This is a genomic window from Salegentibacter sp. 24 (assembly GCF_004362395.1).
Lineage (GTDB): Bacteria > Bacteroidota > Bacteroidia > Flavobacteriales > Flavobacteriaceae > Salegentibacter.
The window spans coordinates 80498-93641 of the sequence record NZ_SNWE01000013.1; the positions used below are offsets into that span (position 1 = coordinate 80498).

Below are 13144 nucleotides of genomic sequence, written 5' to 3' on the forward strand. Positions count from 1 at the left end.
TTTAATATTTAAGCCATTTAAATAATTCTTTATAACTCGCTTTTTTACCATACATCAGAATTCCCACCCTATAAATCTTGGCCGCAAGCCAAATCACCGCAAAATTAGTAAGAATTAAAATCGTTACCGATATTGCCAGTTCCCACCATGGTACGCCAAATGGAATTCGCATGAGCATCACAATTGGCGAGGTTAGTGGAATCATAGAGAAAATAGTGGATACACTGCCGTGGGGATTTTCTATAACCGAAAAGAAACCGACATAGATTCCCAGCATAAGAGGCAAAATTACCGGAAACATAAATTGCTGCGTATCGGTTTCACTATCTACTGCTGCACCAATTGCAGCATAAATGGCACTATATAAAAAGTAACCGCCAATAAAATAGATAAGAAAGAATATAATCAGACTTAGGATGGGTAAATTAATCACATCCATAACCAGTTGGGCTACTTGCGGTTTTGCTATCTGTTCAATGCTTTCCAGTTGGGATTTTTGTACCGTAAAAATATCTATACCCAAAACATAAAATGAAATCATGGCCAAAGCCCCGGCAAGGATCACCCATATGGTGAACTGTGTAATTCCGGCTAAAGAAGTCCCCAGTACCTTTCCCATCATAAGTTGAATGGGTTTTACCGAAGAAACTATGATCTCAATAATCCTGTTGGTTTTTTCCTCGATAACACTGCGCATGACCATATTGCCATAAATAATAATAAACATCATTAGCAGGTACCCGGCGGCACCACCAAAAAACATTTTTATATAGTTGGACATTTTAGAGGTGCGCTGGCCAGAGAAATTCTGAATTTCAATTTTCACCTCGGTTCTTGCCTCATTTAATTGATTAACATCAATCCCGCGCTCAATTAATTCCTCTCTTGTCAGCCTATCGGCAATGGTTTTTTCTATAGCTTGTACAGTTCCCAACCCGGGCGATTCTTTACCAAAGAATTGCACGCCTTCCAGGGTCTTGTCAATATTTTCTGGAATATAGAGCAGCCCATAGTATTCCTGTTCATTAACTAAACTTTTTGCCTGTTCCAAAGTCTTGCCAGAGAGGTCCAAATATTGAACCTGCTCCTGATCCTTAAATTCTGTAGCAAACATTTCAGATTCATCATACAGGCCGATGATTCGCTGTTCACTGCTGTTCAGCATACTCAAATAAGCAATAAGGGCAAACATTCCTATTAAAAATAATGGACTCAGAAAGGTCATTATAATAAAGGTTTTGTTCCTTACCCGAGCCAAATATTCCCGCTGAATTATAAGCTTTAGATTACGCATTCTGAGTAACGGTTTTTATGAATATATCGTTTACCGAAGGAATGACCTCTACGAAATGATTGATCCTGGCTCTGCCGAGAAGATATTCTAAAAGTTGATTGGGGGTTTCCTGGTTATTTAATTGAATAGTCAATTTAAGATCGTCGTTTATACTTTTAAAATTGGTATTTCCTATCACAAATTTTTCATTTAATTCAGCAAAAAGCACAGCATTATTTTCAGATTCCAGACCAACCTCGTAAGTATTGGATTTATAAGCTCTTTTTATTTCAGAAACCTTTCCATCCAGTAGTTTATTCGATTTATGAATTAATGCCATATAATCGCACAATTCTTCTACGCTTTCCATACGGTGTGTTGAAAAAAGAATGGTAGCGCCCTCTTCTTTTAATTGAAGAATTTCATTTTTAATCAAACCGGCATTTACCGGATCAAACCCGCTGAATGGCTCATCAAAAATCAATAATTTAGGCTGATGTAAAACCGTAATGATGAATTGTATTTTTTGGGCCATACCTTTGGATAGCTCCTGGATTTTTTTATCCCACCAGCCTTCGATTTGTAATTTTTTAAACCAATATTCCAGGCGGGTTTTTGCTTCAGTTTTTGAAAGTCCTTTTAATCGTGCGAGGTACAAGGCCTGCTCCCCAACTTTCATTGACTTATAAAGCCCCCGTTCTTCCGGCAAATAACCAATATGAGCGATATCATCAGGATGTAATGGTTTTCCGTCTAAATACACCTGACCCCTATCGGGCATGGTAATTTGATTAATTATTCTAAGAAGCGTGGTCTTCCCAGCGCCATTGGGTCCTAAAAGACCAAAAATACTTCCACGCGGGATAGCTATTGAGACATTGTTTAGTGCAGTAAAATTGCCAAATTGCTTGTAAATATTTTCTGCTACTAAGAGATTTTCCATATAAAAAGCTTGGTAAATTTAAATTATCCTCTGGCGAACCTATAAGGAGATGTTCTTTCGAAAAAAAAATTCGTCACGGATGACGAAAATAAATCAATACATACATATTTAGTAAATATATTGAAATAGGTTGAAGTTTAGAATAATTCATAAAAAAATACCCCAGAAATATTGGGGTATTGTATATAAAACTTTGAGAATTTCCTTAGTCCATCGTTACATCTTTGGTTGCCTCTACAACACCATCCACAACGTGAATCACAGCATCTTCTGCTTCAATATCTGAAGCCAGTATTTTTGCACCACCAACATATACAACGTCTCCAGTTTCTCCGATCACAATTTCTTCGTCCCCGGCTGAATTGGCAACCTGAGTTTCGTTAAATTCATATTTCATTACCTTAGTAGGTAACATATGGTTTTTAATCAATTGAATGAGTTCCAACCTGTTTTCCGGATCACTAAGGTAGGCCAACTTGTCGACTTCCATTTCTGAGAAAGCTTCATTTGTAGGCATTAAAATTGTAAAATCATCGGCGAATTCAACCGACAAATCCAAACCTGATAATTCTAAAAATTCAACGAAGTTTGAAAACCGATCATCCATTTGCGCCAACTCAAGAGCACTGTAATCTTCTGTGTCTTCTACACCAGAGAAATAATCATCCTGTGCGAAACCTGCAAAAGTACCTGTTAAGAATAATATTGTAAAAATAAAAATCTTGTTCATCCTTTTCATAATAAGCTATTTAATTAGTTATTAAAATTTGTTTACACTAAGATAGGAAACAGATAAAGAATATCATTCTAATTAAAAAAAGCTTAAATAACTTTTAACGCTAGTGTTAAAAACAAAACCCACCCTTAAAAAATTAAGGATGGGAAAAAAATTGCTATGAAAAAGAAAAATTATCACTAAAAGACTTAGTGATAATCAAATATATAAATTTTTTTCTTAAAACCTAGGTGCTAAGAAAACATATCTTTAACTTTTTCAAAAAATGATTTATCGCTTTTCTCTGGATTAGGCTGGAAGTTCTCGTCATCAGCCATGTTCTCAAAGAAATCTCTTTGTTCTTTACTTAAATTCTTAGGAGTCCAAACATTTACATGGACCAACAAATCTCCTTTTCCATATCCATTGAGATTTCCGATCCCTTTTCCTCTAAGCCTCAGGATTTTTCCGGATTGCACTCCTTCTTCTACCTTTATCCGCACTTTCCCGGTCACCGTATCAATTTCTCTGGAAGAGCCTAAAACAGCTTCAGATAAACTGATGTATAAGTCGTAATGCAAGTTATCTCCTTCACGCTGGAGGCTATGATGTTCTTTCTCCTCTATAGCCACCAATAAATCTCCAGGGATTCCATTTCCGGGTGCATCATTTCCTTTTCCGGAAACTTTTAACTGCATTCCATCTTCAACACCTGATGGAATTTTAATAGAAACAGTTTCTTCTTTTTGCACCAGGCCGTGGGCATCTGCCTCTGGGGGTCTTTGGTCAATAATCTGCCCTGAGCCACTACACACAGTACAAGGAGATGCAGTTTGCATTCTTCCCAAAATTGTATTGGTAACTCGGGTTACCTGTCCGGTCCCCTTACAGGTAGTACAGGTTTTATAAGTTGTACCCGGTGCCTGAACTTTTCTTTTTACTTTAATTTTTTTCTCTGCACCATTGGCAATTTCTTCTAAGGTAAGACTTACCCTGATCCTAAGGTTACTTCCCTTGGCACGTCTTTGGCCTCCGCCAAAACCGCCTCCAAAACCAGAGAAGCCTCCGCCACCACTGAAACCACCACCAAAGATGTCTCCAAACTGGCTGAATATATCATCCATATCCATTCCGCCAAAGCCGCCACCACCACCGGCACCTTCAAATGCCTGGTGACCAAACCTGTCATAACGGGCTCGTTTATCTTCATTGCTAAGGACTTCGTAAGCTTCAGCTGATTTTTTAAACTTTTCCTCGGCCTCGGTATCTCCCGGATTTTTGTCAGGATGATATTTAATAGCCATTTTACGGTAAGCCTTTTTTATTTCAGCTGTGGAAGCACCTTTACTTATGCCTAATATGTCGTAATAATCTTCTTTCATGGTCTCGTTTTGCAGATTCTAAAAAGCTTTTATTTTCCGGTTACAACTTTAGGAAACCTAATAATACGCTCCCCAAGCATATAACCTCTCTCAACTACATCAACTATCTTGCCTTTAAGCTTATCCTCAGGCGCAGGTATTTGGGTAATAGCCTCATGAATTTCAGAATCAAAGGCATCACCTTCCTTTACATCCATAGATTCAAGGCCTTTACTGGTAAGGGTTTCTTTGAATTTATTGTGAATTAGTTCTACCCCTTGTATTAAATTTTTGTCTCCGGATTTTCGCAATTCGTTTAAGGCCCTGTCAAAATCATCCAACACTGGCAACATGGCTGCCATTACTTCCTGGTTGGCAGTTTTGAACAGCTCTAATCGTTCTTTGGAGGTTCGTCTTTTATAGTTTTCAAATTCAGCGAAAAGCCGTAAAAACTTATCTTTCTCCTTCTGAACCTCTTCTTTTAGCTTTTCCTCTTCCGATAGGGCATCCTGAGTATCTTCATCTTCAGTTTCCTTATTTTCATTCTCTACCTCATCTATAGCTTCGTCTAAAACATCCTCAACCTGATCTTTAACAGATTGATCTTGTTGGTCTTCTCTTATATCCTTTTTCTTCTTACTCATTTTTATGCATTTTAATACAGGCACAACGGGTCAAATTCATTGCCAATTATGATTCGATGTCAAAATGTCACTATAATTAATTACCAAAAATTTACCTTTATGGTATTTGATATTTATGTATTTTTGCAAGCTAATTTAAAACTAAATTGTTAACAAATGAGAAAATCAATTTTAAGCACTTTTGTAATTGCGGCCTTTTTAACTGCAGTTGTGGGATGTAAGAACGATAAAAAAGAAGCGGAAACTTCCGAGGTTCAGGATGCAGCAAGCGCACAAGCTGAAGCTATGGAATTCACGGTAGACACTTCAGCTTCTGTTATAGAATGGAAGGGTAGCAAGCCAACCGGAGAACATACTGGAACTATTGCCCTTTCAGAAGGTACCTTTAGTGCCAATGACAGCATTATAGAGAGCGGAAGTTTCGTGATTGATATGCAGTCTATTAATGTTACAGATCTTGAAGGACAGGATAAAGCTGATCTTGAAGCTCACCTGATGGGAACCGTAGAAGGTAAAGAAGGCGACTTCTTTAATGCCACAAAGTTTCCGGAAGCTACTTTTGAAGTAACAGGCATTAGTGAAGAAAACGGTCAAAAGATGTTATCGGGTAACCTTACCATAAAAGAGGAAACCAAAAATATCACTTTCCCAGTTAGTATCAATCGTACTGAAGATACTATTGAAATAACCAGTGAAGAATTCACCATAGACCGCACAAACTGGAATGTTAATTTTGGATCCAAATCAGTATTCGACGGACTTGGAGACAACTTCGTAAGTGACGATATCGCATTAAAAATAGATATAAAAGCTACTAAAGTTTAATAACATACCTAATTAAAAATTTAAAGGAGGCTGTCTGAGAAGACAGCCTTTTTTATGCTTTAGAATTTGTAAAAAATTAAATTAAATCCTCCAGCGCCTTGGTCAGATTGACATATTTAAAAGTATAGCCTTGCTGTTCTATTTTATCACTGCTCACCAATTGGCTGGATAAAACCAGGTGCGACATTTCTCCCAATACAAGCTTAAGGGCTACTTTGGGAACATTAGGCAACCATACCGGTTTTCCCATTTGAGAAGCCACCTCATTGACCAGTTCTTTATTAGTAACTGGATTTGGTGCAACGGCATTATAGATACCGCTTAGTTTCTGTTCCAGGGCAAACATAAAAATACCGCCAATATCATCTATATGGATCCAGGACTGCCACTGTTTACCACTTCCAAGAGGAGACCCGACACTAAAATTAACCGGTTCCTTAAGTTTCTGCAACATCCCCCCATTTTCAGCCAAAACAAGTCCTATTCTAATTTTAGCAACCTGGATTCCAAGATCTCTAAAATTATCCACTGCTTCTTCCCATTTCACGACGACTTCGCCAACAAAAGAGTCATCTACTCCCTGGTCCTGCTCAGTATATAATTTTTCTAAGGAACTGGGGTAAACGCCAATGGCACTGGCGGACACCAGGTTTCTCACCTGATGTTCATTTTCCTCTAAACATTTGTAAAGCAAACTGGCCGTTTCGGTTCGGCTTTTAAGAATTTTTTCCTTCTGTTCGGGGGTCCATCGCTCTGCAATACTGGCACCGACAAGGTTTATAATAGCATCAACTCCCTGAATGGCATTGGGATCAATTTCATTTTCCTCGGGATTCCAGTAAAAACCTTTGTAGTTCGGCTCATCTTCCAGTTTATCTTTACTGGTAGAGAGGTAATAAACATCTATTCCCTTTTCACGACATAACCGACTAATTTTAGATCCAATTAATCCGGTAGCTCCTGTTATTAATACACGCATTTTTATTTACAAGATAGCAACAAGCAAAGACCTTAGCTAAAAATTATTACTGATTTAACAGCAAACACCACTACTTTTTTAATGCCCTTAACATTTCGCGTTTTCCTGGAGGGCCTGGAAGTCGCTCAACTATAAAACCTGCCGTTTGCATGGCTCTTCGCACACTTCCTTTGGCCGAATAGGTGACTAGAACTGAATTTGGTTTCATAGCTACAAACATTTTAGCAAAGATTTCTTCTGTCCAAAGTTCTGGCTGAACCCGGGCGCCAAATGCATCAAAAAACACCAGATCATACGCATTGACATCCTGAATTTCTTCAAAACGCTTTTGCTGCTTTTCCAATTGAAAATTCTTTGAAATTGCTACTGGCACATCCCATGGGCTATTGTGCATTTTTTGAAAAAATGTTATTTGATTTCCTGGTGAGAGCATTTGAGCATAGTTCAGTTCCTGTATTTCATTCTCAGAAACCGGATAGGCCTCCACCCCCGTATAATTAATATTGAGCTCAAGTTTTTTGGCTTCAAGAAAAGTAATTAAGGCATTGAGCCCGGTTCCAAAACCAATTTCGAGGATAGAAAGCTCCTTCTCTTTATTCCAACCCACCCAGTATTCCAGACCCATTTTTATAAACACATGCCGAGCTTCCGCAATGGCGCCGTGTTTGGAATGGTATTGTTCATCCCACTGGCTTAAATGGATGGTTACTGAACCATCGCCGGTCCTTATAATTTTTCGCTCCAAATTATTATTCTTTTAAAAGTACAGCCTCAGCAATAAAAGCTTTAGTGGTTTTAGGCATAGTGATCTCTGACAGACCAGCATGAGGTTTCCCCTCATCTTGGGCATAGTGTTTTTGGTCTTCAACTGATATTTCATTTAAAAATGCTTTTCCCTCTACAATCACCTCTGTATTTTCGCTATCCTTGGGCACAAAAAAGCCATACTCTTTAAAGCTAACCCTCACCTCTTGCTCTGGAAGCTCCAAAATTATCCAACAGCCTTTCTTTTTACATACACTCTTGATTTTCGAAGAAAATTTTAGATTTAGCGTATCCCCAGGTTCAAGGGAGTTGAATTTCTCAAGGGCCTGGGTAGCACTCAAAGCATTTTCCGCGGTGATTTCAGTACCAAAAGACTTATAGGAAACAGGATTTTTCTTTGCTAAAGCTGACGCACCTCTATTAGAATTCCCTTCATTACAAGAGATTAAGATTAAGGATAGGACCAGTCCAAATACAATTTTTCTCATTTATTTATTTATTTCTCCAACCTTACGGGCAATCAAATTTACCAAAACTTTAGATTTTGATTCTGTTTTAATTTGGGTAAATTTGTTAACTAAATTAATGATAATGAAATACGATACTGACCAGCTCGAGATTAATAAAGTCCAAAAATCTAAAATTGAAAATGTAAATTTTGACAATCTGGTTTTTGGCGAAGTTTTCACCGATCATATGTTTGAATGTGATTACGAAAATGGACAATGGCAAAATCCTAAAATTAAGCCTTATGGTCCTATTCAACTTGATCCATCTGCTAAGGTATTTCATTATGGACAGGCTGTTTTTGAAGGAATGAAGGCTTATAAAGATCAGGACGACAGGATTTGGCTTTTTAGACCAGAAGAAAATTTTAAGCGAATAAATAAATCCAGCGCCAGATTGGCCATACCCGAATTCCCGGAAGAATTTTTCTTCAGCGGTCTAGAAGCCTTATTAAAGCTTGAGAAAGACTGGATTAAAAAAGGTTTTGGCAACTCGCTTTATATTCGCCCGTTTGTTATTGCTACTGAAGAATGTGTTTCTGCCAATCCCTCGACTAAATATAAATTTATGATCATTTGCTCTCCAGCCCAGGCTTATTATAGTGGCGAAGTTAGAGTTCAATTTTCAGAAAAATATAGTCGTGCTGCAGATGGTGGTGTTGGAGCTGCCAAAGCTGCCGGAAATTATGCCGCACAGTTCTATCCTACAAACCTGGCAAAAGAAGCTGGTTTTCAGCAAATAATATGGACTGATGCTAATACCCACGATTACCTGGAAGAAGCTGGAACCATGAATATTTTCTTTAGGATTGGAGATACCCTGATTACCGCACCTACCAGTGACAGAATTTTGGATGGTGTTACCAGAAAGAGTGTGATCGATCTTGCTAAAGACCTTAATATTAAAGTAGAAATCAGAAGAGTACCGGTTTCTGAAGTTATTGAAGCTGCCAGGAAAGGAGAACTTAAAGAGATCTTCGGTTCGGGAACTGCTACAGTGATTAACCCAATTGCCGGTTTTGGTTATAAAGATGAAAAGTTTGAACTTCCAAAAATGGAGGATTCCTATGGAAAATCATTTAAGGATCGTTTAATGAAAATTCAGTATAACCAAGCCGAAGACAAACACGGATGGAGACATCAGGTGAAATAATTTTACCTGGTTTCCTTTTATAACTAAGGCCTCTGAGTTTTTGAAAGCTGAGAGGCTTTTTTAATGGCAGCCCCTCGAATATTTAGGTCCAAAAGAACTACTGGATCCTTTCATTGGGGCGGAAAACGTACCGGCAGGATAAGTTCTCTATCAAATTCTGGCTTTCCCGAAGCATTGGATTTTTCAAAAATCAAATAACCAGGCTTACCCTCTGGGAAATTCTCAAAGCTAAGCGCTCCAGAGAAAGGCACAAAATTGCTAGTCATCCAATCACCGCTAGCCTTTATGGAGGTCCTGGCCAAAGTCCTGTAATTCTTATCGACTAGTTTTACCGGGGCTTCCCCTTCAAAGAACCAACTCCCCCTGGCTTTTCCGGTAATTTGTAATGGAGACTTAAGCTGAGTATTTGGTATAGGATTCTTAACTTTAATGAGCTCAGAAAGTTCCCTGCGTTGCTTTGCATCTTCGCTGAAAAAATAAAGAGAATTCAGCACCAGATCCAGCTTTCTTTTACTTGTTTTATCGATTTCTCCGGAAATTTTTATCCGATCTTCTCCCATAGGATCACATTGCTGCATGGGTTTTAGCTTACCGCTTGAAGAAAAGCAGCTCGCATTGAAATTTCTGATTGCATTATGCACAAAGATCCCACCGTATCGGTTCCATTTTTCAGGGGGCTGATCAAACCTGATAAAATAAGCCCAGGCCTGCCCGTTTTCAAGAAGATAAACCATGGACTCCTGCTCATTGATATTAAAAGTTAAATTAAAATTGATTTTGCTGTCCATTACAGATTTTTGTTCCCCTGAAGGAGCGTCAACCCCAAAACCCTTTGGCAAAAAAGCAATATAGGAGCGTTCCGGTTTTTCGTGGATTGCAAGAGGTTTATCAATATCAGCAGCTTTTGGATATACATTGATTACAATGCTGTTTCCTGGCAGCTTTCCTTTTATGACAGTATAATCTGAGGGATATTTAAAGGCAAAGTTCCAGATAGTGTCCTTGTATTTTAAAATACCACTTTGAAGACTGTCCTTTGTATGCCCTGCAGGCTGGGCTTGGGAATTTCCGGTATTATTTTTTGGATTCTTACATCCAGAGCTCGCAAGAAACAATAAGATCCAAAGAAACAGCATTTTCATTTTTTAAGCTTTTTTATAGGGTTCAAATACGGTCGGTTGAAATCAGTAATAGCACCAGGTAATTAAATCTTAAAATAATAGATCCCTTTGCCTTGCTTTTATTGCGCTGTGTGCATTTTTCAGAAGCTTAGGAGTCCTTATCTTCTAAGGCTCTTGCAATATCAGGTTTAAAATAATTCGGCCCTTTTATCACTTTCCCGTTTTCATTATACATTGGTTTTCCGTTTTCGCCAAGTTTACTCATATTGCTATGTTGAATTTCATCAAAAATCGCCTCAATTTTATGCTCCAGGCCATGGGCTATGATGGTTCCGCATAATACATAAAGCATATCTCCCAGGGCATCAGCTACTTCTTCTATATCACCTTTAGTTGCAGCTTCAAGGTACTCCCGGTTTTCTTCCTCCATTAATTCATAACGTAACCGATTTGTTTCCGGTCCCAGGGAGGCCTGCGGATTCTCAGCGATCCCCAGCTTAAAAGTCCTATGAAATTCCTTAACTGCAGCAAGTCTTTTTTTCATCTGTTTTATTTTTATATCATTGCGCCAATGCATCCGTAATTATTAAGGTTTCCAGATCACATCTGTTAGAGTTAAAAAAATTAAATCAATAACAGCTCCGCTTAAAACCTTAACTTTGCATAAAAGTAAATAAAATGTTTAGCACCGGCCAACTCGTTTTTGCAGGTTTATTTCTAATAACTTTTATAATAATTATAGTGATTAGCTATAAAAAAGACACCCTCTTGCATAAAAGACAATACAAGGGAAGCATATGGGTACTTTTGGCTTTCCTTGCCTTTATTGGTCTGCTCTTTATCCTTAAAGGCGTTTTAAACCCTTAAACTACGCTTTAAACCAATATTGTTAAATTAAGTATCTTCGCTTTCTAAACCTGCCAGTATGAAAATTTTAAAATACCTTTTCTTTTTATTGCTTATAGTAATAATAGCCGGATCTATTTATATAGCCACTCAGGATGGCGATTATCATTTGGAAGAAACCAAAGTAATTCCAGCGCCCGTAGAAATGGTATTTCGGGAAGTAAACGAGCTTAAAAACTGGGAATACTGGGAGCCCTGGTCTGGGGAAGCTGATGATATGATTGTTGAATATGGTATGAAAACCAGCGGGGATAGTGCTTCTTATTCCTGGAAAAGTGAGACTGCCGGGGATGGAGCAATAAAAATAATTTCATCCAAACCCTATTCTGAAATAGAGCAGGAATTAAGCCTTATCACTCCCTTGGGAGAATCTACTAGTATAGTTTATTGGGAATTCAAGGAAGTCGAAACCGGAACGGAAGTAACCTGGGGCATAAAGGGGGAGCAAAGTTTTATGGAAAAAATGGCCTTCACCTTTCAGGAACAAAGTATAATGGAATTGATGCGCCCTATGCTTGAAAAAGGCCTTAACAACCTTGAGAATGTGGTGCTCAATAAAATGGATGAATACACCATTAATGTTGATGGGGTAATTCAGCACGGTGGCGGGTATTATATGTATACCACAACGGCAAGCAAAATAAGCCAGGTAGACCAAAAGATGGGAGCTATGTTTTCTGAGGTTTCCACCTTTATGGATGAGAATGGTATTGAAAAAAATGGGAACCCATTTGTGCTTTATAACCAGTGGAACGAAACTTCCGGGAACGTCATTTTTTCCGCAGGAATATTTACTCCCAGCCAGGTCATTACTCCAGCTGAAAGTGAAATCCTAAATGGTTTTATGCCAAATCAAAAAGTTTTAAAGACCACTTTAAAAGGAGATTACAAAAACCTTAAAGAAGCCTGGGAGCAAACCCGTAATTACATTGAAAAAAACGGTCTGGAAGTTCAACAAGAGGCCAACAGCTTTGAAGTTTACTTAACCTCCCCTGACCAGGTAGCAAATCCTGCAAAATGGATTACCCACCTTTATATTCCGGTTAAATAAAAAATTATGTTTAAACAACTATTATTGATTTTCCTTGGTGGCGGGCTGGGGAGTGTTTTGCGATACCTGATCAGTAAAAGTTTAAATGTTGAAACGGCCTTTATACCCTATGGAACCTTTACAGTAAATATTTTGGGCAGTATAATCCTTGGGTTAATTCTCGGGATGGCGTCCAAATCTGACATTTTCAATTCAAATACCGTATTATTCCTGGCCGTTGGCTTTTGTGGCGGCTTTACAACCTTTTCAAGTTTCGCATTTGAAAATCAGGCACTTTTGCGTACCGGAGATTACCTAAATTTCTTCTTTTACGCTTTCGGAAGTATAATTTGTGGAATTTTGGCTGTTTTTTTAGGCCTTTTTCTCTCCAAACTGACCTGAGTTAACTTCAAAAATTTAGAAACTAACCAAAACTTTCCTGTTTTATAGATCAACCCCTAATTTTTAAGGGGTTGTTTTTATTTATTCCATATTTATTTAGCATACACCCCTATTTTTTAACGGGTGTTAAGATAATTTTATACATTTATATCCATTAAAAATATAGTTTTTATGAAAAAAATAGAAGCAATCATTAGAAAATCCAGGTTTGATGAAGTAAAAAAAGCACTTCACGAAACCGAAGTCAATTTTTTTAGCTATTGGGATGTTACCGGGGTGGGTAACGAAAAACAGGGTCACGTTTATCGTGGAGTCTCTTATAGCACCAGCGACATCCAACGCCGAAAGATATCCTTAGTGGTTTCAGACCATAATGTAGAAAGTACCGTAGAAACAATTCTAAGGGCTGCGCATACCGGTTCGGTTGGGGATGGAAAAATATTTGTGTCCCCTGTAGAAGAAGCATACCGCATTAGAACAAAAGAAAAAGGTACGGACTCGCTATCCTAAAAAAAATAAAC

General features: G+C 38.1%; 15 protein-coding genes. 5 read left to right on the forward strand and 10 right to left on the reverse strand.

Going from position 1 to position 13144, the window contains the following annotated elements; genetic code table 11:
• Nucleotide 1: 1 nt before the first annotated feature.
• The 5 genes from DET49_RS10825 to DET49_RS10845 all read right to left on the reverse strand — a co-directional run bounded on the left by DET49_RS10825 (nucleotide 2) and on the right by DET49_RS10845 (nucleotide 4936).
• On the reverse strand, nucleotides 2–1294 hold the full coding sequence (locus DET49_RS10825) for an ABC transporter permease (protein ID WP_133548123.1): 1293 nt from the start codon (nucleotides 1292–1294) through the stop codon (nucleotides 2–4).
• Entirely contained in the window at nucleotides 1287–2216 is a 930-nt protein-coding gene (locus DET49_RS10830) for an ABC transporter ATP-binding protein (RefSeq protein WP_133548124.1), read from the reverse strand. Before DET49_RS10830 ends, DET49_RS10825 begins: the two co-directional genes overlap by 8 nt.
• A gap of 205 nt (nucleotides 2217–2421) precedes the next feature.
• Nucleotides 2422–2955 (reverse strand): fasciclin domain-containing protein, encoded by a 534-nt coding sequence (locus DET49_RS10835; protein ID WP_133548125.1) that lies wholly within the window; start codon nucleotides 2953–2955, stop codon nucleotides 2422–2424.
• 230 nt (nucleotides 2956–3185) lie between these two features.
• Nucleotides 3186–4313, reverse strand: coding sequence for a molecular chaperone DnaJ (gene dnaJ, locus DET49_RS10840; RefSeq protein ID WP_133548126.1), 1128 nt, complete (start codon nucleotides 4311–4313; stop codon nucleotides 3186–3188).
• A gap of 29 nt (nucleotides 4314–4342) precedes the next feature.
• Nucleotides 4343–4936 carry a nucleotide exchange factor GrpE gene (locus tag DET49_RS10845; RefSeq protein ID WP_133548127.1) on the reverse strand — a complete coding sequence of 198 codons (594 nt, stop codon included), beginning with the start codon at nucleotides 4934–4936 and terminating at the stop codon, nucleotides 4343–4345.
• A gap of 156 nt (nucleotides 4937–5092) precedes the next feature.
• On the opposite strand from DET49_RS10845, the gene DET49_RS10850 reads away from it, so the two are divergent.
• Nucleotides 5093–5761, forward strand: a complete 669-nt coding sequence (locus DET49_RS10850; protein ID WP_133548128.1) for a YceI family protein — start codon at nucleotides 5093–5095, stop codon at nucleotides 5759–5761.
• Between the two features lie 76 nt (nucleotides 5762–5837).
• Here DET49_RS10850 and DET49_RS10855 read toward each other — a convergent pair whose 3' ends face one another.
• From DET49_RS10855 to DET49_RS10865, 3 genes are all read right to left on the reverse strand, one after another.
• On the reverse strand, nucleotides 5838–6740 hold the full coding sequence (locus DET49_RS10855) for a TIGR01777 family oxidoreductase (protein WP_133548129.1): 903 nt from the start codon (nucleotides 6738–6740) through the stop codon (nucleotides 5838–5840).
• 70 nt (nucleotides 6741–6810) lie between these two features.
• Nucleotides 6811–7485 (reverse strand): tRNA (5-methylaminomethyl-2-thiouridine)(34)-methyltransferase MnmD, encoded by a 675-nt coding sequence (mnmD, locus tag DET49_RS10860; protein WP_133548130.1) that lies wholly within the window; start codon nucleotides 7483–7485, stop codon nucleotides 6811–6813.
• Nucleotides 7486–7489: 4 nt separating this feature from the next.
• Nucleotides 7490–7993: a DUF4920 domain-containing protein gene (locus DET49_RS10865; RefSeq protein ID WP_133548131.1), complete on the reverse strand. Its 504-nt coding sequence runs from the start codon at nucleotides 7991–7993 to the stop codon at nucleotides 7490–7492.
• Nucleotides 7994–8096: 103 nt separating this feature from the next.
• On the opposite strand from DET49_RS10865, the gene DET49_RS10870 reads away from it, so the two are divergent.
• Nucleotides 8097–9164 (forward strand): branched-chain amino acid aminotransferase, encoded by a 1068-nt coding sequence (locus DET49_RS10870; RefSeq protein ID WP_133548132.1) that lies wholly within the window; start codon nucleotides 8097–8099, stop codon nucleotides 9162–9164.
• Between the two features lie 110 nt (nucleotides 9165–9274).
• Here DET49_RS10870 and DET49_RS10875 read toward each other — a convergent pair whose 3' ends face one another.
• Both DET49_RS10875 and DET49_RS10880 read right to left on the reverse strand, forming a co-directional pair.
• Nucleotides 9275–10306, reverse strand: coding sequence for a Gmad2 immunoglobulin-like domain-containing protein (locus DET49_RS10875; RefSeq protein ID WP_133548133.1), 1032 nt, complete (start codon nucleotides 10304–10306; stop codon nucleotides 9275–9277).
• A gap of 127 nt (nucleotides 10307–10433) precedes the next feature.
• The gene (locus DET49_RS10880; protein WP_133548134.1) at nucleotides 10434–10829 is read right to left on the reverse strand and encodes a nucleoside triphosphate pyrophosphohydrolase family protein; all 396 of its coding nucleotides are present in this window, start codon (nucleotides 10827–10829) and stop codon (nucleotides 10434–10436) included.
• A gap of 381 nt (nucleotides 10830–11210) precedes the next feature.
• On the opposite strand from DET49_RS10880, the gene DET49_RS10890 reads away from it, so the two are divergent.
• The 3 genes from DET49_RS10890 (at nucleotide 11211) to DET49_RS10900 (ending at nucleotide 13133) form a co-directional block, all read left to right on the forward strand.
• Nucleotides 11211–12242, forward strand: a complete 1032-nt coding sequence (locus DET49_RS10890; RefSeq protein WP_133548136.1) for an SRPBCC family protein — start codon at nucleotides 11211–11213, stop codon at nucleotides 12240–12242.
• 6 nt (nucleotides 12243–12248) lie between these two features.
• A complete protein-coding gene (gene crcB, locus DET49_RS10895) occupies nucleotides 12249–12623 on the forward strand; it encodes a fluoride efflux transporter CrcB (RefSeq protein WP_133548137.1) in 375 nt (124 codons plus the stop codon).
• A gap of 171 nt (nucleotides 12624–12794) precedes the next feature.
• On the forward strand, nucleotides 12795–13133 hold the full coding sequence (locus tag DET49_RS10900) for a P-II family nitrogen regulator (RefSeq protein WP_133548138.1): 339 nt from the start codon (nucleotides 12795–12797) through the stop codon (nucleotides 13131–13133).
• Nucleotides 13134–13144 lie beyond the last annotated feature (11 nt).

Excerpts from the sequence above, each read along its gene's own strand:
- DET49_RS10825 (WP_133548123.1), bottom strand. The coding sequence starts at position 1,294 with ATGCGTAATCTAAAGCTTATAATTCAGCGGGAATATTTGGCTCGGGTA.
- DET49_RS10830 (WP_133548124.1), bottom strand. The coding sequence starts at position 2,216 with ATGGAAAATCTCTTAGTAGCAGAAAATATTTACAAGCAATTTGGCAAT.
- DET49_RS10835 (WP_133548125.1), bottom strand. The coding sequence starts at position 2,955 with ATGAAAAGGATGAACAAGATTTTTATTTTTACAATATTATTCTTAACA.
- dnaJ (WP_133548126.1), bottom strand. The coding sequence starts at position 4,313 with ATGAAAGAAGATTATTACGACATATTAGGCATAAGTAAAGGTGCTTCC.
- DET49_RS10845 (WP_133548127.1), bottom strand. The coding sequence starts at position 4,936 with ATGAGTAAGAAGAAAAAGGATATAAGAGAAGACCAACAAGATCAATCT.
- DET49_RS10850 (WP_133548128.1), top strand. The coding sequence starts at position 5,093 with ATGAGAAAATCAATTTTAAGCACTTTTGTAATTGCGGCCTTTTTAACT.
- DET49_RS10855 (WP_133548129.1), bottom strand. The coding sequence starts at position 6,740 with ATGCGTGTATTAATAACAGGAGCTACCGGATTAATTGGATCTAAAATT.
- DET49_RS10865 (WP_133548131.1), bottom strand. The coding sequence starts at position 7,993 with ATGAGAAAAATTGTATTTGGACTGGTCCTATCCTTAATCTTAATCTCT.
- DET49_RS10870 (WP_133548132.1), top strand. The coding sequence starts at position 8,097 with ATGAAATACGATACTGACCAGCTCGAGATTAATAAAGTCCAAAAATCT.
- DET49_RS10875 (WP_133548133.1), bottom strand. The coding sequence starts at position 10,306 with ATGAAAATGCTGTTTCTTTGGATCTTATTGTTTCTTGCGAGCTCTGGA.
- DET49_RS10880 (WP_133548134.1), bottom strand. The coding sequence starts at position 10,829 with ATGAAAAAAAGACTTGCTGCAGTTAAGGAATTTCATAGGACTTTTAAG.
- DET49_RS10890 (WP_133548136.1), top strand. The coding sequence starts at position 11,211 with ATGAAAATTTTAAAATACCTTTTCTTTTTATTGCTTATAGTAATAATA.
- crcB (WP_133548137.1), top strand. The coding sequence starts at position 12,249 with ATGTTTAAACAACTATTATTGATTTTCCTTGGTGGCGGGCTGGGGAGT.
- DET49_RS10900 (WP_133548138.1), top strand. The coding sequence starts at position 12,795 with ATGAAAAAAATAGAAGCAATCATTAGAAAATCCAGGTTTGATGAAGTA.